General features: G+C 60.4%; 17 protein-coding genes. 4 read left to right on the top strand and 13 right to left on the bottom strand.

The window, feature by feature from the left end:
* Positions 1-8: 8 nt before the first annotated feature.
* The 6 genes from IG627_RS10080 to IG627_RS10055 form a co-directional block, all read right to left on the bottom strand.
* A complete protein-coding gene (locus IG627_RS10080) occupies positions 9-2,633 on the bottom strand; it encodes a S8 family serine peptidase (RefSeq protein WP_193192225.1) in 2,625 nt (874 codons plus the stop codon).
* A 90-nt stretch (positions 2,634-2,723) separates the two neighbouring features.
* The gene (locus IG627_RS10075) at positions 2,724-3,383 is read right to left on the bottom strand and encodes a DUF899 domain-containing protein (protein ID WP_193192224.1); all 660 of its coding nucleotides are present in this window, start codon (positions 3,381-3,383) and stop codon (positions 2,724-2,726) included.
* 95 nt (positions 3,384-3,478) lie between these two features.
* Positions 3,479-4,471: a recombination-associated protein RdgC gene (gene rdgC / locus IG627_RS10070; RefSeq protein WP_193192223.1), complete on the bottom strand. Its 993-nt coding sequence runs from the start codon at positions 4,469-4,471 to the stop codon at positions 3,479-3,481.
* A 42-nt stretch (positions 4,472-4,513) separates the two neighbouring features.
* The gene (gene ybaK / locus IG627_RS10065) at positions 4,514-5,014 is read right to left on the bottom strand and encodes a Cys-tRNA(Pro) deacylase (protein WP_193192222.1); all 501 of its coding nucleotides are present in this window, start codon (positions 5,012-5,014) and stop codon (positions 4,514-4,516) included.
* Between the two features lie 46 nt (positions 5,015-5,060).
* Positions 5,061-5,744, bottom strand: coding sequence for an HAD family hydrolase (locus IG627_RS10060; RefSeq protein WP_193192221.1), 684 nt, complete (start codon positions 5,742-5,744; stop codon positions 5,061-5,063).
* 32 nt (positions 5,745-5,776) lie between these two features.
* The gene (locus IG627_RS10055; protein WP_193192220.1) at positions 5,777-6,568 is read right to left on the bottom strand and encodes an isocitrate lyase/PEP mutase family protein; all 792 of its coding nucleotides are present in this window, start codon (positions 6,566-6,568) and stop codon (positions 5,777-5,779) included.
* A 39-nt stretch (positions 6,569-6,607) separates the two neighbouring features.
* On the opposite strand from IG627_RS10055, the gene IG627_RS10050 reads away from it, so the two are divergent.
* Entirely contained in the window at positions 6,608-7,279 is a 672-nt protein-coding gene (locus tag IG627_RS10050; RefSeq protein ID WP_193192219.1) for a hypothetical protein, read from the top strand.
* A gap of 105 nt (positions 7,280-7,384) precedes the next feature.
* Here IG627_RS10050 and IG627_RS10045 read toward each other — a convergent pair whose 3' ends face one another.
* Positions 7,385-9,637, bottom strand: coding sequence for a TonB-dependent receptor domain-containing protein (locus IG627_RS10045; protein WP_319024541.1), 2,253 nt, complete (start codon positions 9,635-9,637; stop codon positions 7,385-7,387).
* Positions 9,638-10,092: 455 nt separating this feature from the next.
* Between IG627_RS10045 and IG627_RS10040 the strand changes: the two genes are divergently transcribed.
* Both IG627_RS10040 and IG627_RS10035 read left to right on the top strand, forming a co-directional pair.
* Positions 10,093-11,106, top strand: a complete 1,014-nt coding sequence (locus IG627_RS10040) for a WD40/YVTN/BNR-like repeat-containing protein (protein ID WP_193192218.1) — start codon at positions 10,093-10,095, stop codon at positions 11,104-11,106.
* A 414-nt stretch (positions 11,107-11,520) separates the two neighbouring features.
* Positions 11,521-11,982 carry a YccF domain-containing protein gene (locus tag IG627_RS10035; RefSeq protein WP_193192217.1) on the top strand — a complete coding sequence of 154 codons (462 nt, stop codon included), beginning with the start codon at positions 11,521-11,523 and terminating at the stop codon, positions 11,980-11,982.
* Positions 11,983-12,143: 161 nt separating this feature from the next.
* Here IG627_RS10035 and IG627_RS10030 read toward each other — a convergent pair whose 3' ends face one another.
* From IG627_RS10030 to IG627_RS10005, 6 genes are all read right to left on the bottom strand, one after another.
* Positions 12,144-12,641, bottom strand: coding sequence for an endonuclease V (locus IG627_RS10030; protein ID WP_193192216.1), 498 nt, complete (start codon positions 12,639-12,641; stop codon positions 12,144-12,146).
* A gap of 134 nt (positions 12,642-12,775) precedes the next feature.
* Positions 12,776-13,177 (bottom strand): VOC family protein, encoded by a 402-nt coding sequence (locus tag IG627_RS10025; protein ID WP_193192215.1) that lies wholly within the window; start codon positions 13,175-13,177, stop codon positions 12,776-12,778.
* A gap of 80 nt (positions 13,178-13,257) precedes the next feature.
* On the bottom strand, positions 13,258-13,611 hold the full coding sequence (locus IG627_RS10020) for a YceK/YidQ family lipoprotein (RefSeq protein WP_193192214.1): 354 nt from the start codon (positions 13,609-13,611) through the stop codon (positions 13,258-13,260).
* 65 nt (positions 13,612-13,676) lie between these two features.
* A complete protein-coding gene (locus IG627_RS10015) occupies positions 13,677-14,183 on the bottom strand; it encodes a hypothetical protein (RefSeq protein ID WP_193192213.1) in 507 nt (168 codons plus the stop codon).
* Between the two features lie 251 nt (positions 14,184-14,434).
* Positions 14,435-15,907: an aminoacyl-histidine dipeptidase gene (locus IG627_RS10010; protein ID WP_193192212.1), complete on the bottom strand. Its 1,473-nt coding sequence runs from the start codon at positions 15,905-15,907 to the stop codon at positions 14,435-14,437.
* Positions 15,908-16,099: 192 nt separating this feature from the next.
* Positions 16,100-18,109 (bottom strand): VacB/RNase II family 3'-5' exoribonuclease, encoded by a 2,010-nt coding sequence (locus tag IG627_RS10005; protein ID WP_226864915.1) that lies wholly within the window; start codon positions 18,107-18,109, stop codon positions 16,100-16,102.
* A 310-nt stretch (positions 18,110-18,419) separates the two neighbouring features.
* Between IG627_RS10005 and IG627_RS10000 the strand changes: the two genes are divergently transcribed.
* Positions 18,420-19,508 carry a Glu/Leu/Phe/Val dehydrogenase gene (locus tag IG627_RS10000; protein ID WP_193192211.1) on the top strand — a complete coding sequence of 363 codons (1,089 nt, stop codon included), beginning with the start codon at positions 18,420-18,422 and terminating at the stop codon, positions 19,506-19,508.
* Positions 19,509-19,665 lie beyond the last annotated feature (157 nt).

Below are 19,665 nucleotides of genomic sequence, written 5' to 3'. Positions count from 1 at the left end.
GTCGCCGCTCAGTCGCGCAGAATCTTGAAACTCCCCGGCCGCGCGCGTTCTGTGCCACTGCTGCTGGCGGATGCCTCTGCACTGCTGAAGTAGCTGGCCACTAGGCTGAGGCCCTGCCGGTCGCCATCCAGTGTGAAGCTGTCGCCGCCACTGGCGGGGTAGAAGGCGCAGGCCTCCCCCGGATCGCAGATGGTGCCATTGGCATTGAGGTCCGAGCCGGCGGCGACGACGTAATCACCGGGTTCTATGCCGGTGAACTCGAACGGATACTCGCCGTTGTCGGTGGACAGGCTCAGCTGCTGCAGGGTTTCGTACTCGCCGTCCCCGACCGGTTTCACCAGCAGGATATACAGGTGCCCCGCGTAGTGGCCGCTGCTGCTGCTGCCCACTTCCATATTGACCGGCAGCCGGTAATCGTCGGTGCCGCTCATGGGGAATACCACTTCGCTGTTGTAGATACCGTCGGACAGGTCGCTGCGGTTTACGCTGACGCGGTAGGTGCCGAAGCCGCTGGCATCCACATCGTCAGTAGTCTGCACGCCGGTGATCCAGTCGGCACCCGGTAGAGGGCTGCCGGATACCGAAGCGCCGTCGGCGCCCAGGTTGCGGATCTCCACCTGCAATTCCGTATGCACTCCGGCGAAATTCAGCACCTCCGGATCGGCGCTGATCACCGGCTCTGTCACTTCCTGGCCGGCCGCCTGTACCGCCTTGTAGGCGTCCAGCAGGCCGTGGCCGTAGACGGGGTCGCGCCCGCTCTCGCCCAGGTCGCGGGTCAGTTGGCCGTCGATCAGCAGTGCGTCCAGGTCATCCGGTGTCAGGTCCGGATTGGCGGCTTTCATCAGTGCAAAGACGCCGGCGGCGTGGGGGCTGGCCATTGAGGTGCCCTGCAGCCTGGCGTAGCCAGCGGTGTTTGCCACGCTCTCTTCGACGTGAGTGCTGAGCACGCCGTCGCTGAAGCCGTCACCGTCCGCGTCGGCGGTCATATCGCCGCCGGGCGCGGCCAGGTCGACCCAGTCGCCGAAGTTGGAGTAGGGCGCCCTGTCGTCGTTGAAATCGGTGGCGCTGACGGCGATGACCCCTTTCATCGCCGCCGGATAGATGGGTGTGTCACCGTTGTCGTTGCCCGCTGCCGCCACCAGTAAAACGCCGGTGGCGCGGGCGTCGCTGATGGCGTCCTGCAGTGTCTGCGACAGGCCGGAGCCGCCGAAGCTCATATTGATCACGTCGGCTCTACGCGCGGGCACAGTACCCGAGTCGTTTTCCAGCCCGGCTGCGTAGCGCACCGCCTGGGCCGTGTCGTAGCTGTTGCCGCCGGAAACCCCCAGCACGCGCAGTGGCATGATGCGGGTCTGCCAGCCGACACCACTGACACCGGCGCCGTTGTCGGTGAGGGCGCCGGCGGTGCCGGCCACATGGGTGCCGTGCCAGGAACTGCGGTTCTGCAGGGCCAGGTCACCCTCGTCCTCCGGGTCGCTGTCTATGCCGTCGCCGTCACGGGCGCTCTCCGCATCACTGATAAAGTCATAGCCATCCACCAGCTTGTTTTCGAAATCCGGGTGGCCGCTGAAGATACCGGTATCCAGCACCGCCACTATGGCGTCGCCGCTGCCGGTGGTGATATCCCAGGCTTCGGGCAGGTGGATATTGCGGTAGTGCCACTGGCGCAGGTAGAGGGGATCGCTGGGGGCGCGCAGTGCCCGGTAACGGTAGTTGGGTTCCGCGTATTCGACCGCTGCATCCGCCTGCAGCGCCTTCAGTTCCATCAGTGTGCGCAGCTTGCGCAGCGCGCGGGGGCCGGCGCGGGGGTGGGTGCGCTGTAGCGGCGGGAGGCGCGGCGGCTCGGCGGAGGCGTCTGCCAGTCGGTAGCGGCGCGGCCTTTCACCTTCGGCCCCGGCCAGGGCACGCACCTGGCCGCCGCCGGTCGAGCGCTTCCATCGGACGATCAGTTCCCCGGGGGCGAAGTCGTTGCCAATGGACGGGGAGGAGAGGAGGCCGCCACGGTCATCGCTACTGTCGATCTGCAGTGTGTAGCCGCTGATCCCGGCCTTGGCGTGCACCCGTAGCAGATAGTCGCCGCTCTCCGGGACCTGGATGGATTCGCCGCTGGTGATGCCGGTGCTGGATGCGACCGGATTGCCGGTATCGGTGGGATCGTAGAGGTAGAGGTCCAGGTCGGTGCTCAGGGCGTCCGCCAACTGGTGCTCGTGGATGGTCAGGCGGATGCTCTGTCCCCCGGATAGCGGCAGGCGGAACCAGTCGTTGTCATCGCCCTGGGACTGGAAGCGGTGGCCGGCCTCGCCGCTGCCTTCGGCGCTGGCGAATCCGCCCAGCACCACCGGGTTACCCAAGGCCTGGGCCTGGTCGGGGCTGTTGTTGGGGGTGCTGGGTGCGCCGGGGTCGTTGCTGTCGGAGTCGGTGTCGCTGAAGCGCTCTGTGTGCACGCTGCCGGCTACTCGGTGGCCGCTGGCTCCGTTGTCACCCGACCCGTCGCCGCCGTTACCAGTATCACCGCCGCCGTTACTGCCACCACTGTCGCTGTTCTGGGCGGAAGAAGAACCGCCGCCACCGCCGCCGCAGGCGCCGAGGGAGATAAGCAGTAGAAGCAGCAGGAATCGGGCGGCGATAGTCATGGGTACGGGGCGGCCTGGCTTGGTGTCATTGACGGTGGCAGCATTGAGACAGCGGCCACGGCCAGATGATCCCAAATGCCAAACGGCGGCTCAACCTGAGCCGCCGTATTCGTCGTGCAGGCGCCACCACTGGTAGGGCGGTTCCTGCGGCCAGCCCTCCGGCGAATTCTCCCACTGTTCCTGTCGGCCCAGCGGGGTAAGATCCAGGAAAGACCAGTTGCTGCCCAGGGCCTCGACGCCGCGACCGCTGGTGTAGTAGCTGTGGAATATCCGCTCGCCGTCGCGCAGGAAGATGTTCAGCCCAAAGCTGCCGTCGACGCCGAAGTCGGGATTGAAGCCGTCGAGTGTGGAATACCAGGGGATCTCCCAGCCCATGCGGCGCCGAAAAGTTTCGATCTCATCGATCGGGGCGCGGGATACCAGTACCAACGAGGTGTCGCGGGCGTGCAGGTGCGCCAGGTGGCCGATATTGTCGACAAACATGCAGCAGCCGGAGCAGGGATTTTTGTCGGCGTGCTTGAGCATATGGTGGTAGACGATCAACTGGCGGCGCCCGTCGAACAGGTCCAAAAGGCCAGCGCGACCGGTGGGGCCTTCGAAGGTGTACGCCCTCTCGACCGCAACCACCGGCAGCCGGCGCCGTTCGGCGGCCAACTGATCCCGCTCTCGGGTGGCCGCCTTTTCCTTTACCAGCAACTGCTCGCGGGCGGCCTCCCACTCGGCTCTGGAAACTATTTTGGGTGGGGACATGGCTATTCTCCTTTCAGGTCACTACCCGATTGGGTCGAACTGAGGCGGCGCATATCGACAATTTTCTTTCCGGAAGGCGGCACTGTCCGGGGGAATCAGAAAACCACTTCCTCCACTTCGGCGGCCACCTGTTCCGCCTCGGCGCGGGAGGCCTTGGCCACGATTTCCTCGACACTGGCGGACTCGGTATTGGCGCCGCCGAAGGCCGCCAGCAGGTCCTTGAGCAGTGCGGAGATCTCCAGGGTCATCACCGCAAAATCCGCATCGAAGCGCTGGGCCGCATTCTCAGCGTCGGCGCTGTCTGCCTTCTCGATCAGCTCGTCGCCGAACTTGACCCGCTTCAGGGACAGCTGGTCGTCGACGAGAAACTCGACACCGCCGCGCCAGGTCAATCCCAGCTTGTGCACCTGCAGGCCGGCTACAAGGTGGTTGTGGATTTCTTCCGCGCACAGGTCCTGGTTCTTGCAGCGAATCACGCTGCCGCTGTCTTTGGGATCGCGCAGCTCGCACTCGTGGCCGAACTCGAATTGGGTCGGCGCTTCGGGGGCGTGCAGCCAGTGGGTCATGGTCTGCTGGGGCAGGTTCTTGGCCGCCAGCGGCACCACCGCCAGGCTGCTGATCGCCTCGCGCAGGTTTTCCAGCAGTTCCTCCGCGGCCGATGCCGAGGAGGCGTCCACCACCACCCAGCCGTCTTTCGGCGCGATATAGGCGTACTGCAGGCGCGAGCGGGCGAAGGCCTTGGGGCGCATTTCCAGCAGCACTTCGTCTTTCAGGTTCTGGCGCTCCTTGCGGCCCACCTGGCGGGCCTCCTTCTCGGAGATGGCCTGGGCCAGTTCCTCCACCTTCTCATTGACCACCGCGGCCGGGATCACCTTTTCCTGCTTCTTGGCGCAGACCATAAAGTAGCCGTTGGCCGCGTGCACCAGCTGGCTGCCGTGGCGCCCCAGCGGCGGCACCCAGCCGTAGCGGGCTGCATCCTGGCTACCGCAGGGCACAAAGGCCTGCGGTTCCAGAAGTTCGTTCAATTTTTCGGCGCTGAGGGCGAATTCCTTGGTGAGGCGGTAGACGCGCAGATTCTTAAACCACATTACATCGGGCCACTTGTTCGTTTGTTCGTGAGCGGCCGGCAATTATGCGGAAACCGGTGGGGCTCGGCCAGGGTCAGCTTGGCAAATTTCGGCAAAGGAGCCGCTTGTGAGTCGCTGCAGGTCTTCCGGGCCGAGTTCGATCTCCAGGCCCCGGCGTCCGGCGCTGACAAAAATGGTTGTATGGTTTTTAGCCGAGGTGTCGATGAAGGTCCTCAGGCGCTTCTTCTGTCCCAGTGGGCTGACCCCGCCCAGCAGGTAACCTGTGGACCTCTCCACATCCGGCTTGTCGGCCATGGTCGCCTTCTTGGCGCCGCCGGCCCTGGCCACCAGCTTCATGCTCAGCATCGAAGATACCGGCACAACGCCGACGGCGAGCTCTTTGCCGTCGAGGCACACCACCAGCGTCTTGAACACCCTGGTTTTCTCAGCGCCCAGCTTTTCCACGGCCTCCAGTCCATAGGATTCACTGGAAGAATCGTGAGAATACTCGTGTATTCTGTGCGCGATTTTGGCTCGCTTGGCGACAGCGATTCCCGGTGTCATTGTCGTCTCCCGGCTGGTGGAGTTGAAGTTCTGCGCAATTCAGGGTTCAGCGTTGGCTGAGATAGTTTATCTCGATCCAGCGCTCGACTTCGGCCAGTCCCTCACAGGTAGCGGTCGCGCGGGAGAAGTCGTGGTGCCTCGACATGGCGTTGGGCACCGCGACGCAGGTGATCCCCGCCGCGGCGGCGGCAGCCAGGCCATGCTCCGTATCCTCTATCGCGATGCACTCCTGCGCAGTGACGCCGAGGCGCCGCATCGCCAGCAGGTAGCCGTCCGGGTGCGGCTTGTTGCGCTCTACCTGGTCGCCGGCCACCAGGGTTGTGAACATCGGCTCGAGGGCATAGGTGCGGGTGGTGGCCTTGGCCACTTCGCTCTCCGAGCCGGTCACTATGGCGAGTCGCAGGCCGAGGGCGTAAAAGCGTCGCACTATCTGCAGCGCGCCGGGCATCGGTGGAAAGGCATTCCTGGCCAGGAATGCGCCCATTGCCTGTGTCTTCTGCCGCATGAGGGCTTCCGCCGTGCCGTCGATGGAAAAGCGCGCAATCATATCCAGCGCATTCGCGCGGGTCGGCACGCCGGCGTAGTGCTCGGCATACTGCCGTTCGCTGAGGTCGACGCCGTAGCCGGAAAGTACCTGTCTCCATAACTGGTAATGCCCTGGCTCGGAATCCACCAGGGTGCCGTCGTGATCGAAGAGTATGGCTTTGATGGACTTGCGTTTACTGGGCATGGGCTCCCCACGGCGTCGCTACAGTGTGCGGCCTATTCTATCGGATCGGTTCCAAATAGCAGCCCGAGCGAGCCGGCATCTCTGAGCTGACCTGCGAGCTGCTCGTGCCGCCTGGCCGCGACATCGTATACGCCGTTGCCCAGACTCAGCCGGCTGACTCCCAGTTCCTGCAGTTTCCTTTTATCTGCCGCCCCCGGCAGTGCCAGTATATTGACGGGCAGGACGCAATTATCGATCAGCTCTCCGATCAGCGTCTCGTCGCTGAGGAAGGGCACAAACAGGCAGTCGGCACCGGCTTCCGCATAGACCTGCGCCCGCTCTATGGTCTCCCGCAGGGCGCGCTCCGGATCCTTGTTGACGATAAATGTGTCGGTTCTCGCATTGATAAAGAGCGGACCTGCCTCCGTTGCAATGGTGTTCTTGATCGAGCAAATGGTACCGGCCTGATGCTCCATGGCGCGGAGCTGGCCGCTCGCATTTTTTACCGAGTCCTCAAAATTGATGCCGACAGCACCGGCATCGACGACCCTGCCGATATTGGCAATTATCGTATTCGTATCCTCCGCGTAACCCGATTCCATATCCACCGTCACCATGGCGCTACAGGATTTCAGTATCCGCTCAACCACGGTGAACATCTGATCGAACGGGATATGCTCCCCATCCCTGTATCCCAGAAGGGCCGCGATGCCCCAGCTGGTAGTGCCGATAAAATCAAAGCCGGCCTTCTCAAAGGCGAGGGCGCTGGGCACATCCCAGGCGTTGGGGAGCAGGAGTAACTCGCCGGAAGTGTGCAGAGACCTGATCTGTTCGTAACTGTTCATAGTAAAAAGTCCATGTTTGGGGGATCGTGTTTCACGCGGTTGACGATACGCCCGCACCCCGTCGCCGACTGGCCATATTCGGACCCGAACAGTAAATCGACCGCCGGTGCGGTATTCTTGACGAAAGAATCCATCCCTTTCGGCAGTGAACAAATGACAGAAAATATTTTGTTAGTGCTTATCCTCGGATGTGAGATCGCCTTCTGGGCTGTTCTCCTGTTGGGATTGATTGCGCGCTATCTGTTCAAATGGCAGAAAGTCGGCCTCTATCTTCTGTTCAGTACGCCGGTGATCGACCTGCTTCTCCTGGTAACCACTGTCGTGGATCTGCGCAACGGCGCCGAGGCGACCTTCTTCCACGGACTGGCGGCGGCCTATATCGGCTTTTCGCTGGCCTTTGGGCGGCGGGCCATCAACTGGGCGGATGCGCGCTTTGCCCACCGGTTTGCCGGCGGACCCGAGCCGCTCAAGACTCCGCCCGACGGCTGGGGTAATCTGGTGTATGAGCTGAAGCTGTGGGCAAGGGCGCTGGCGGCCTGTGGTATCACTTTTATATTGCTGCGCCTGATGGTCCTGCTGGCCAGTTCGCCGGACAATAGCGCCGCACTCCTTGAGTGGAATGGATTTCTGCAGGGGCTGGCCTTTTTGTGGTTTGTATTCGGGCCTGCCTGGAGTGTCGTGTTTGACCGGGGGCTGGCCAGGTCGCCGTAGAATGGTTGAAGGGCGAGAGTTTCGACGATTCTCGTTCGTCAATGCGGAAAAAGGCGGGTGGGGAATATCCCACCCGCCTTTGTTGTATCGATTGCATTGAGTGAATCAGAAATCGACAGTGGCGGAAAGCGAGGTGGTGCGCGGTGCACCTATCCAGGCGCCGCCGGCGACTACGGTGCCCAGGTATTCCTCGTCGAACAGGTTGTTCACCACCAGGTTCAGGTTGACGTTGCTCAGGTAGTCACTGGCACTGGAGAGATTGACTCCCAGGTAGGCATCGGCCACCACGTAGGATTCCGCCGTCCAGGTGTTGGCCAGGTTCACGCTGCGGTCGCCGGTGAACTTGGCGGAGAGGCCGCCGTAGAAGCGTTCCGATGTCCAATCCAGGCCGACGACGGCCAGCTGGTCGGCGATGCCGATCACGTCGTTGCCGGGCACCAGATCCAGGGCCTCGTCCACCGCCGCATCGCCGGTGCCGAGATAGCCGGCGTCGATCATGGTATAAGAGGCGTAAAGGTTGAGCGACTCATTGATGTTGTAATCGAGCAGCAGTTCCAGTCCGTCGGACTCGATACCGCCAGCGTTGAAGTAGGAACCGTTGGTACCGATCAGGTAGCTGGGCCCGGCGACGGTATTATTGTCCAGGAAGATGATGCGGTTTTTGAAATCGTTCTGGAAATAGGTGGCCGTGGCCGACAGCGCATCGCCGGCATAGCGCAGGCCCAGCTCGATGCTCTCGGAGGTTTCCGGTTCTATCGCGTCCAGGTCCGATTGCGGGCGCTCGAGGATATCGTCGCCGATGGCCTTGAAGTTCTCTGCGTAGCCGGCAAACACCTCGGTGCCCGCCATCGGCGTCTCCCACACCAGGCCGGCAGAGAGGAGTATGTCGGAATCGGAGTTGACGTCTGCATCCGGGGTCTCGTGGAACAGGTCATCGCGCTCCACATCCACCAGGAACTGCTTTGCGCCCAGGCTCAGGGTGAGGCTGTCGATGGTGAGCGAGTCCTGCAGGTACCACTTGTTGGTCACCTGCGGGTAGCTGCGGTCGTACTGTACCCAGTAAGGCGTGGAATCGAAACCGTGGCCCCGGGTTGCATCGGTGATCTTGTGCCAGTCGCGGTGCTCGTCGCGGGTGGCATCCTCATACCAGAAGCCGCCGCGCAGTTCATTGTCCAGGCCGGCGATGGTGCTATCGTGGGTAAAGTCGAAGGTGAAACCCGCACGTTCTTTTTCATAGTGAGTGTGGCGGTAGGACATCACCGGAATGGCACCGGCCGCATAACAGCTGGGATCGTATTGGGAATCGGCCGGGCCGTAGATGGTGACTATCTGGGACTCGCAGCCTTTGGCCGGCGTCAGCGCATTGCCGTCCGCGTCCACGAAGTAGATAAGGCCACTGCTGCGGCCGGTCCTGGCGGTGCTGCCGCCGAGGAATTCGGACTGGCCGTTTTCGCCGTCGTCGGTCACGTCCACCAGGTAGGGCGGCACCCAGTCGCCGCGGCCCTCGTTGGTGTGGAAGTAGTAGCCGCCCTGCACGTTCAAGGTGTCGGTGATATCGAAATCGAACTGGGCGTAGGCCAGCAGGTTTTCCCGCAGGGTGGACCAGCCCTGGCGGTAGAGCTGATCGATGTAGGGGATACCGGTCCATTCGCCGGTCAGGAAGTCGGTATCCGGGAACTGCGCGAACTGGGCTTCAGAAAAGATGCGTTGGTAGTTGTCCTCGTGGATATCGTCGTAGGACACATAGCCCTTGATGGTGCCAGCCGGGTAGGTCGCCACCAGTTTTGCGGCGACGTGTTCGCGCTCGTTCTCGGCGGTTTCGGTGATCCAGTCGGTGGCCTGCTGGTTGGAGTAGGAGATCCAGGCCTTGGTGTTTTCGGCAAAGGTGCCAGTGTCATAGCGGAGGTAGAGGCGCTGTGCATCGAACTCACCCAGGGAGACCTCGACGCGGGTGCGGCTGCTGTCCAGCGGGTCGTCGGTCCTGTAGTCGATGGTGCCGCCCAGCGCCTCGTGAGAGCGGGAGGCGATATCCGCAGTGCCCTGGGATACCTCGATACCGCCGATATTGGCCGGATCGACAAAGCGGTTGGCCTTGGAGCCGCCGCCGTAGCCGGAGCCGCCGTTGGGAATGCCGTCGATGGCGGTGCCTATCTGCTGCTCGTCGAGGCTGGTGGTAAAGCCGCGCACAGAAATATTGGTGGACCAGTCGTCGAAGCCGTAGGTATCCCCCTCGTTCACCGAAACGCCCGGCAGGTTGTCGATCAGCGCATTGACACTGGTGATGGTGGACTGCTGCCTGCGCATCGGCTCGGACACGGCATTGCTGTTGAAGGTCTCGCCGCTGCCGAGAACAATCACTTCTTCGAGTTTCCCGTCGTTCTTGTCAATGTTTTCCTGTGCTACCAGGGGGTGGCCGCCATGGCGGTAGCGAGGGAGATGGCCGAAGCCAGGTGTTTTTTTGCAGTTTTCATCGGAGTGTCCCCGGTTGTCTCGTATTGTCAGGTCATTTGGCAGTCTTCGGACTTTGGAAGGGCACAGCGCCCGATCGATGTTGTATGCGACTGCTCTTTGTTCTGGCGCGCGTACAATGACCTGAAATGATGAATGGTTTTTTACAATCCGATGAAATTTACAATTTGTTTTCACTGCGAGGATTGCGTCAATTTTTTCCGTCGAAATGATTCCGGGTTTTGCTTCGTCGCGGGCCGTGAAAATGGTGATCGATGGCCATTGCCGGCGACAGGGTCTGTTTCTGTTATGATGCAGTGCGAAAAAATCAATAAAAATCTATTAAAAGGGGGGAAGACTCAGTGATGCGCATACTCCTTATTCTGGTCTCTATTTCATTTGCCGTCGGCGCTGTGGCAATGCCCGAATGGCAGGTGACACAGTTGGACAAGCCCGACTCCCTGCGCGGCAGTGCGGTGGGCCCAAGCAGTCTCTGGGTCAGCGGTACTGACAACACCGTTTTCAAAAGCACAGACGGGGGTAAGAGCTGGCAGGATGTTTCCGTAAAACAGCAGCCGGCGACAGACTTCCGCGATATCGAACTGTTCGACGACCAGACCGCCATGGTGATGGGCGTCGGCAGCGGCGCCCAGTCGCGTCTCTACCTGACCGAAGACGGCGGCGGGTCATGGCGGCTGCTGTTTGAAAACCCCGACGAGAGCGGCTTCTTCGACTCCATCGCCTTCTGGGACCGGGATCGCGGCCTGCTGCTGGGAGATCCGGTGGATGGCTATTACGTGGTCGTGGTTACGAAAGACGGTGGGCGCAGCTGGAATCGGATCGCCAAAGACAAGCTGCCGCCGCTAGTGCCCAACGAGGCCGCCTTCGCCGCCAGTGGCAATACGCTGATTACCGGCCCCGGCGGCAGTGCATACTTTACCACCGGTGGATTCCAGGCCTCGGTCTACACGAGTGAGGATTACGGCCACAGCTGGCAGCGCAGCCGGGTACCGCTGCACAGTGAAAGCCAGACATCCGGCGGCTATGCACTGGCGCTGAACCGACGTGATCAACTGTTCGCAATGGGCGGGGACTATCGGGACAGGCCCGGTGCATACAACAACCTGGCCATGCTCGGCGCCGACGGCTGGGTGGTGGCCGACAACGGTCGACGCGGCCTGCTCACAGCCATGGCCTGTGTCGAAAACACCTGTATCGCCAGCGGCAAGACCGCCAACGATATCTCCTTTGACGGCGGCGCTGGCTGGCAGCCACTGCCGGGAGAGGGTTTCTACACACTTGCTGCAGGCGCGCAGTTGATACTCGGCGCCGGCGCGGATGGCCGGGTAGGGGTGATTGGGTTGGTGCCGGAAAAATAATGCCCGATCCGAGAGGCGCTATGTTGAGAGTAGCTACCCTGTGGGAGCCAGCCCTGCTGGCGAAACCGCATTGCCAGTGATCCCGTCACAATCGCCTGCAGGGCAGGCTCCAACAGTCTCGCGCAGCGCCCATGCGGGGCCCTAAGTTTGTGCCTTCTGGCCTGCCGCAAACACAAAAGGCCGCTCGGTGAGCGGCGCCGAGTTGCAGAGGCAGGAATTTACTGTGTCTGCACCACACCCAGGGAAGCGAACCGGAAGTCGCCGTCGCGTCGCCGCTAGAAAGGGACGGGCATTGCGAAAATATGCGCTGCCTCTCATTGCCGCAGCGGTCCAATTCTGTGCAAGAATGTCGCCCAGCTTCCGATTGATAGCGACAACTACCCTGACACACAGGGGACACAAGGAGAGAAGAAAATGCGCGCTATTGGCAATTTCCTGTGGTTTATCCTGGGCGGCGTCTTTATGGGTCTGATGTGGTGGCTGGTCGGCCTGGTGGCCGCGATAACCATCGTCGGTCTGCCCTGGGCCAGGGCCTGCTTCGTAATAGGCCAGTTCACCTTCCTGCCCTTCGGCCGCGAGGCGATCAACCGCGAGGAGCTATCGAACCGCGGGGATATAGGCACCAGCCCCTTCGGTATGATCGGCAATATTATCTGGTTTCTCTTCGCCGGCCTGTGGCTGGCACTCGGTCACCTGTGCAGCGCACTCTGCTGTTTTATCACCATTATCGGGATTCCGTTCGGCATTCAGCACCTGAAACTGGCCGGTATTGCCCTGTGGCCGATTGGCAAGACGATTGTGACTATAGAGGTCGCCGATGCAGCGCGCAGGGCGAATGCTGATAGACAGGTGGTGGGGGTTCGCGGTGGGCGCTAGTGGTTCAAGCGGTAAATTCGGTAACTAGAGCTCACAGCCACAGGCCCCAGAGCAAGGCGAAACAGCGCAGGACTAGCAGCGCTAGTTCAAGCTATTTCAACGCCGCGCTGGGGGCTGTGGCGAAGAGATCGGTTACAGAATTTACCGCTTGGGCCACTGGGTTATTTTCTCCTGCACTCGCGGTCTGCCTGCTTTAACAGCGTCGGAATCCTGTGTTTACCGTGTATGGACAGTATGCAAGCCTTTGCAGTCTCAAGCTCCATTCCCGCAGCGGTTATATACAGCGGCCTTGCACTGTCGCCGCGCAGCAGCTTTGTATCCGCTGCGGTTTTCTTGAAGGGACTTTTTGTTACACCTATGACCGGAACTTTTCTGTCCAGCGCATTGTAGAGGTGCATACCCAGCCCCGGCCTGGACTCATCGCCCAGGTGGACGAAACCGTCGATAACGATGATTTCGGGAGATAGGTGGTGTTCCTTTAGTAAGTGAAGGATGCACGGCAGCTCTCTTCGATAGAAGCTGCCGGACTCATAGTCTTCGATTTCAGAAATGACGCCGCGATATATATGGCTGTGTATTTCATCTTGCCAATCATTGAAGGAAATACCGGCAGCTAGGGCATCTGACTCCCGGTAATCTACGTCAATGGCCAGGATCATCTAATAACTCTGTAATGTGATTCTAAGAGACGGAATTTTCTGCGGGGGAGTATGGGGTGAGCTGGCAGCTTGACATCGCGGTTACTTGTTATACCTGCCTGGTCTACCCACGTGAATCCATGCAGTTCGCTCACTTAGAGTAAGTCTCCGCGATAAACAACGTGAATCTTGTTCCCGTCAGGGTCCCTTAGGTATGCGCCATAGTAACCTGCTCCATAATGGGCGCGAGGGCCGGGTGGACCGTCATCGGTGCCGCCGGCAGCAATTCCTGCCGCATAGGCGGCATTAACGGCCTCAATAGACGGTGCAGTAAAAGCAACCATGCTGCCGTTTCCGTTGCTCGCGGGCTTGCCGTCAAACGGGATGTAGACATAGAACCTTGGCAAGGCGCTTCCCGGATAAATCCAGCAAGCCGATGGGGGACCTCCATCGGGTGTAACAATGCGCTGCTTGAGGCCTAGCGGAACTAAAACTGCATCGTAGAAGGCGATGGCCGTGTCGATGTTACTGCACCCAACCGTTGCATGACTAAACAAACAGTCCTCCTATCTTGGTTAATCTACCTGGCGCAGTCACCGTAGCGAGGCGCTGTGGGGCAACAATTATTTCATCCACTTTAATGTTCCGCGACCATTAATTGACCATTCTTGTTCTGGCTATAAACAGTGTAGGGCAGAGCGATAGTATCAGTTGCCGCTGAGGCTACGCTGTCAAACAGATAAAAACCCAGTTGCCAATCGAAATAGATGGAGTTTTTGTTGGAGTTCATCTTGCACACATTGTAGGAAACGCCGCTGTACACTCTGGGGATAGATGCACAGTTCGATTTTTGCCTTTTCAGATTGGCTGCAATTTCGTGATCCGATTTGGTCAGGGTGTTGAAGGTGCCGCAAGCGGTGAGCGAAAGTCCAGCGAGGAGCGTCCAGATCAATCTCATCGTTTTCTTCCCTTTTTCCTTGTCGTATCTCATTCGTTACTGCCCCGCCCGACATGTGAAAGTGGGCCTATATGACAGGCAGGGTCTGTTGTTAGAGTTCAGAACTGATACCCGAAATACAAACCGTATTCCATACCGGACTCAAATTCCTTTTTCACATTCGTATTCATGTATGTCTTGCCCGCGCTGAGGCCTGTCAGAAAGCCTGCTTCATAGGCATTATTGAAGTAGTAGGTGTAGGTGGCTGCGACAAAGCTTTCGTAGCGTTTTTTCGCGTGAATATGAGTTGGAGGTGTTGCATCGGAATCCCAGTAGCTGCGATACCCTCCGCCTTCTCGCTTTTTTGTCCTTACAGCGAGCCCAAGGGCGTGCTTGTCTGTGAGGGCCTTCTCCCAGCCGATTGATATCCCATACGCAATGTTCCTGTCGCTCGATGGGCTCGCGAGGCCAGCGCCAAGATAAATCTTGTCGTTATCCATTGTTGCAGAATATTTTATCCCCGCCAGACCGCCATACTGGGTGCCCAGACCCAGGCCAAATTGGGAATCCACGTCAGCCATACTCATGGGGGGGAACAGTGCACAGAGAGCGAGCAGCTTTTTCATCGAATCTTCCTTGTTCAGATATAGGCACCACTGTGACCAAGGAACGATATTATTGTTCTCTCAGTTTGTAAAAAAATGCAAAAATTTTCCCGCCCTATTCGTATGTAATGGAAAGTCGCGTAAGGCAGGTTGGGGTGTGACCGTATTCGGGGCTGGTCTCGGGGCTTGGAGTTGGCGCTGGAAAATCTTTGCCGGGACTGAGAGCGGAATAGCCCCGGGCTGGTTTGGCTCGGGGCAGCGTAGTCGGGAGATCAGTTGTTGGCTGGAATGGCGGTCACCACTTTCAGGAAGTACTTCCAGAAATTCCCCACACTCTCAATATGCACCCGCTCCTCCGGCGAATGCGCGCGGCGGATAGTCGGGCCGAAGGAGACCATATCCCAGTGGGGGTAGGGCTTGGCCAGCAGGCCGCATTCCAGTCCGGCGTGGATAACCTTTACCTGCGGTTCCTCGCCTTCCATCTCCTTGTACACATCCTTCATCAGTGTCAGCAGCGGTGACTTGGGGTTTGGGGTCCAGCCGGGGTAGGCGTTGTCCAGTGAGGTCTGGGCGCCGGCCAGTTCGAAGGCGGCGGCGACGTTGAGGCCGTGCTGGTCGCGGGCTGAGTCGGACAGGCTGCGCACCAGGCACTGGATACGCACCTGGCTCTTGCCATCCACTTCTTCGCTGACCACGCGGGCCAGGTTGTTGGAGGTGTCGGCGATGCCCTCCAGGGCGGTGCTCATGCGCTCTACGCCGTTGGGGCAGCAGCGGAGGGTGCGGATCAGTTTCTGTTGGGAATCTTTGTCCATCACACTAGCTGGGGTCTCGGTGGCTTCCAGGGTGATATCCAGCTTGGGTTCGTTGTCCAGCTCCGCCTTGATCAGCGCGGTTTCCTGCAGGGCGATTTCCATCAGGCGTGCGGCGTTTTCCGCCGGTGCCGTGACGGTGCTGAAGGATTCCCGCGGTATGGCGTTGCGCAGGCTACCGCCGTCGAGGCTGGCGATGCGCAGTTCGCTGATCTCGCGGCTCGCGGTGTCGATAATGCGGTTGGCGATCTTGTTGGCGTTGCCGCGGCCCTTGTCGATATCCAGGCCGGAGTGGCCGCCTCTTAAGCCGCGCACGCTCAGCTTGAAGGTCTTGTGATTCGCCGGTACGGCCTCGGCGGAGTAGAGTAACTGTATATTCACGTCCACGCCGCCGGCGCAGCCGATATAGAGTTCGCCCTCGTCCTCGGTATCCAGGTTCAGCAGCAGTTCTGCCTCGAAGTAGCCCGGCTGCAGGTTCTTGGCGCCGGTCATGCCGGCTTCCTCGTCGATGGTGAGCAGGGCTTCCAGGGCCGGGTGGGGGATGTCGGTGCTCTCCAGCAGGGCCAGTATCGCGGCCACGCCTATACCGTTGTCGGCGCCGAGAGTGGTGCCGGTGGCGGCGACCCACTCGCCGTCAATCTGCGGGCGTATGGGATCCTTGAGGAAGTCGTGGTCCGAGTCGGCGTTTTTCTGCGGCACCATATCCACGTGGCTCTGCATGGCGAGGGTCTTGCGATTCTCCATTCCTTCAGTCGCCGGTTTCTTGATGATGACATTGCCGATCTTGTCCAGCTTGACGTCGAGGCCGCGCTCATTGCAGAAGTCGACGATGTAGGCCACCACCCTTTCTTCGTGTTTGGACGGGCGGGGGATTTCGCAGAGTCTGGCGAAGTGTTTCCACAGGGGGGCGGGGTTCAGTTCGGCAATATTGCTCATCGGAGGCCTCGAGTTGATTCTTTTTGAGATTGGCTCGTGACTGAAGCGCGGTTTTGCCGCGGCCCCAGTGCCGGCCGGAAGCTGTGGGGTTGTCTGGGTTCCGGCCTGCGCCGGAACGACGAGATTGAGGTTCCGGCGTCGCCCCAGCGAAGGCCGGGGCTCAGGGAGCGGAGTGCTCCCGGTAATTAAAGGTTATTCGGCTTCGGCCGCTTCTACCAGTTCGAGCGCGATGCGGCGCTTGTCCACATCCACTGCAGCGACTTTGACCTTCACCTGCTGTTCCAGCTGGTAAGTCTTCTCGTTGTAGGTCAGCTGCAAGTGCTTGCCATCGAACTCAGGCAACTTTTTCTTGTTGCCGTTCAGGCGCACAAAGCCGTCGATACCGTTTTCATCCAGTCGCACGCCCAGGCCGGCGCCGTTGACCAGGGTGATCCTGCCTTCGAATTCCCGATCCTTCTTGTCCTGCATAAACTGGGCATAGAGCCACTGTTCCAGCGCGCGGTTGGCCTGGCGGCCGCGGATCAGACTGTCCTGCAGGGCCTCAATCTGCTCGTCGTCGAGAACCTTGGGTTGCTGGTTTTCGGCGGCGGCGCGCAGTGCGCGGTGGTTGTGCAGGTCGTTGTATTTGCGGATCGGCGAGGTGACGGTGGCGTAGGCATCGAGGCCCAGGCCCAGGTGGGCGCCGGGTTTGTTGGCCAACTGGCCCGGGCGCAGCATGCGCTTCAGCACTGCGAGCAGGTTCTGCATCTGCGGTTCGTCGTGGGTCTCCAGGTATTTGACCAGCGCCAGGTAGTTTTCCAGCTGGTGCAGGTCCTTTTCGGCGTGCTCTGGCAGTGATTCCTTGAGCAGGCTCCTTACTTCGCCCATGCGCTCGTCGCGGAAGCCCAGGTGTACCGAGAAGCAGCCCTGCTGCGTTTCCGCCAGTTCGCGGCCGATACTGATATTGGCGGCGAGCATGGCTTCCTCCACCATGCGCTGGGCGACGTTGCGTTCCTGCTTTTCGATGCGCTCAATCTTGCGTTTGTCGTCCAGATAGATGGCGTAATCGGGGCGATCCTCCATGATCAGCGAGTGGCCGGCGCGGTATTTTGCCCGGGCTTCGCCGAGGGCAGCCAGGTTGCGCAGGCTTTCCTTTTGCTCTTCCGGCACAGCGGTCTCGTCGCCCTCAATAAACGCTGAGACCTGCTCGTAACTCAGCTTGTGTTGGGAGCGAATGACGGCGAACTCGTAGCGGCTGTCGCCGATACTGCCGTCGCTGTCGATATCGACATGAATTGCCAGCACCGGGCGCAGCTCGCCGGCGACCAGGGAGAAGAGGTTCTCGCACAGGTCGCGGGGCAGCATTGGCAGTGTCTCGCCGGGCAGGTACTGGCTGTGGGCGCGCTTGACGGCCTCTCTGTCCAGCGGGCTGCCCTCCGCTATAAGGCAGGATGGATCGGCGACGGCGATATGCAGGGTCCAGCCGCCGTCGCGCGTGCTGACGGCGAGGGCGTCGTCCATATCCAGGGTGGAGGGGGCGTCGATGGTGGCGAAGCCCAGCTCGGACAGGTCCTTGCGTTCGGCGGTGACCGATTCCAGCTTGCCCTTGATCTCCTCCGCCTGTTTCAGGGCCGCCTGGCTGAACTGCTCCGGCAGCTGGTGCTGGGCGACCACGAAGGCGTGCTCTATGCCGGGCATATCCGGTTTGCCGATCACGGTTTCGACTCTGGCCTGGGCCTTGCCGTCCTTAAACGGGTGGCGATTGATCCTGCAGGCGATGAATTCGCCCGGCTGCGCCTTGCCGCGGGCCTTGGGCGGCAGGAAGATCCAGCGGGTCAGGCCGTTCTGGCTCGGCTGTACAAAGTGGCCCTGGCCGCGCTGCACATACTGGCCCACCAGGAACTTGAGTTCGCTCTCCAGCAGCGCATCCAGCTCCGCGGACAGCTTGCCCTTGTCTTCCTCATTCAGACTGATGCGCACCCGGTCGCCGGGGAAGACGCGCTCCATCTCCGCCGGCGGCAGGAAGGCCTCGCGGCCGTCGTCCAGTACCACAAATCCGAACTTGCCGCTGCTGCCGCGCACCCGGCCCTCGGCAAACTCCTTGCTGGAGCGGATATCGGTTTTCAGTTGTTTGAGTTGATTGAGGGCGTCGGCATTCAGCATCGAGATGTCTCTACGGGTCGTCTGGAGGTCGATAGTGGGCGCGGATTCTACCAGACGCATGTGACCCGGTGTAACGGCACCTGCGCACCCTAGAATGCCTCCCATCCAGACGGCAAAGGGGATCCGGTCTGTGCGGGGAGGAAATTGTCGCGTGCAGAATCGATGACTGTACCTCCACAGACGTTCCTGGGTGACCTGTCATCCTAAATTATTTGAAAATTTGTGATGGTTTGGCTGGCAATGGGTGTGGTTGTGCAAAAATTGCAAACCCTATCTGCCGGAGGTGGATATAATCTTACCTTCCGATAAAACAGATAAGGGCTGTGGTTGTTCCCCAGCTGTAGAACCGGTCTCCGGAGAGGAACAGTAAATGAGTATTTTTTCCCATCCCGCCTACGACAAGCACGAACAGGTGGCTTTCTATCAGGACGCCAAAAGCGGACTGAAGGCGATTATTGCGGTGCACAACACCAATCTGGGACCCTCACTGGGCGGCTGCCGTATGTGGCCCTACGCCGATGACGGCGAGGCGCTGAACGACGTGCTGCGTCTTTCCCGCGGAATGACCTACAAATCTGCCATGGCCGGACTGAAGCTGGGCGGCGGCAAGGCCGTGATCATCGGCGACCCGCGCAAGGACAAGACTCCCGAGTTGCTGCGCGCCATGGGCGACTTTATCAACACCCTGGGCGGCCGCTATATCACCGCTGAGGACTCCGGCACCAGCGTCGAGGATATGCATGTCATCGGCGAGCGCACCAAGTTCGTTTCCGGCCTGATCGAGGAATCCGAGCACGGTGGCGACCCGTCTCCGTCTACTGCCTACGGTGTATTCGTCGGGCTCAAAGCCGCGGTCGAGCACCGCTGGGGCAGGACCGACCTGGCCGGCCTCAAGGTTTCCATTCAGGGCGTGGGCAATGTGGGCTTCCGCCTGGCCAGGCTGCTGAAGGAGGCGGGCGCCGAACTGTTCGTGACCGATATCTTCCAGGACAACATCGACCGCGCCGTCAACGAGCTGGGTGCGACCGCCGTTGGCGCTGACGAGATTTTCGACCTGGATGTGGATCTGTTTGCTCCCTGTGCCATGGGCGCCATCCTGAATGACGATACCATCTCCCGCCTGAAAGTGGGCGCCATCGCCGGTGCCGCCAACAACCAGCTGGCGGAAGAGCGCCACGCGGCGGTACTGCGCGAGAAGGGGATCCTCTACGCACCGGACTATGTGATCAATGCCGGCGGCATCATCGATGTGTACTACCAGCAGCAGGGCGACTACAACCCGGCGCAGGTGAAGGAGCATATCGACACTATCGGCACCACCATGAAGGAAGTATTCCAGCGCGCCGACGAGAGCGGTGAGACCACTGCCCACGTGGCGGATCGCGTTGCAGAAGAGCGTTTCGGGCACGAGGATGCTGTAAACGGAGCGCTAAAAAAAACTGACTCGGAAGCCGCTTGATTTTTGAGCAGGAGCCTGGCTCCTACTGGTAATCTTTCCCCTTTGGCGATTTGCATCATCGCTTCTCTCTGTGATGTATTTACTTGGGCACCTAGGTGCCCATTTTTTTTGCCTGCAGCCTGCCGCATTATTTGGAGTTTCCGGCGAATTAGCCGAC

The organism is Microbulbifer taiwanensis, assembly GCF_014904815.1.
Taxonomy (GTDB): domain Bacteria; phylum Pseudomonadota; class Gammaproteobacteria; order Pseudomonadales; family Cellvibrionaceae; genus Microbulbifer; species Microbulbifer taiwanensis.
This window is presented reverse-complemented; position numbering and strand designations above follow the sequence as displayed.

What these genes read in the sequence shown, in the direction of transcription:
- IG627_RS10080 (WP_193192225.1), bottom strand. Translation starts at nt 2,633, where the DNA reads ATGACTATCGCCGCCCGATTCCTGCTGCTTCTACTGCTTATCTCCCTC.
- IG627_RS10075 (WP_193192224.1), bottom strand. Translation starts at nt 3,383, where the DNA reads ATGTCCCCACCCAAAATAGTTTCCAGAGCCGAGTGGGAGGCCGCCCGC.
- rdgC (WP_193192223.1), bottom strand. Translation starts at nt 4,471, where the DNA reads ATGTGGTTTAAGAATCTGCGCGTCTACCGCCTCACCAAGGAATTCGCC.
- ybaK (WP_193192222.1), bottom strand. Translation starts at nt 5,014, where the DNA reads ATGACACCGGGAATCGCTGTCGCCAAGCGAGCCAAAATCGCGCACAGA.
- IG627_RS10060 (WP_193192221.1), bottom strand. Translation starts at nt 5,744, where the DNA reads ATGCCCAGTAAACGCAAGTCCATCAAAGCCATACTCTTCGATCACGAC.
- IG627_RS10055 (WP_193192220.1), bottom strand. Translation starts at nt 6,568, where the DNA reads ATGAACAGTTACGAACAGATCAGGTCTCTGCACACTTCCGGCGAGTTA.
- IG627_RS10040 (WP_193192218.1), top strand. Translation starts at nt 10,093, where the DNA reads ATGCGCATACTCCTTATTCTGGTCTCTATTTCATTTGCCGTCGGCGCT.
- IG627_RS10035 (WP_193192217.1), top strand. Translation starts at nt 11,521, where the DNA reads ATGCGCGCTATTGGCAATTTCCTGTGGTTTATCCTGGGCGGCGTCTTT.
- IG627_RS10030 (WP_193192216.1), bottom strand. Translation starts at nt 12,641, where the DNA reads ATGATCCTGGCCATTGACGTAGATTACCGGGAGTCAGATGCCCTAGCT.
- IG627_RS10020 (WP_193192214.1), bottom strand. Translation starts at nt 13,611, where the DNA reads ATGAGATACGACAAGGAAAAAGGGAAGAAAACGATGAGATTGATCTGG.
- IG627_RS10015 (WP_193192213.1), bottom strand. Translation starts at nt 14,183, where the DNA reads ATGAAAAAGCTGCTCGCTCTCTGTGCACTGTTCCCCCCCATGAGTATG.
- IG627_RS10010 (WP_193192212.1), bottom strand. Translation starts at nt 15,907, where the DNA reads ATGAGCAATATTGCCGAACTGAACCCCGCCCCCCTGTGGAAACACTTC.
- IG627_RS10005 (WP_226864915.1), bottom strand. Translation starts at nt 18,109, where the DNA reads ATGCGTCTGGTAGAATCCGCGCCCACTATCGACCTCCAGACGACCCGT.
- IG627_RS10000 (WP_193192211.1), top strand. Translation starts at nt 18,420, where the DNA reads ATGAGTATTTTTTCCCATCCCGCCTACGACAAGCACGAACAGGTGGCT.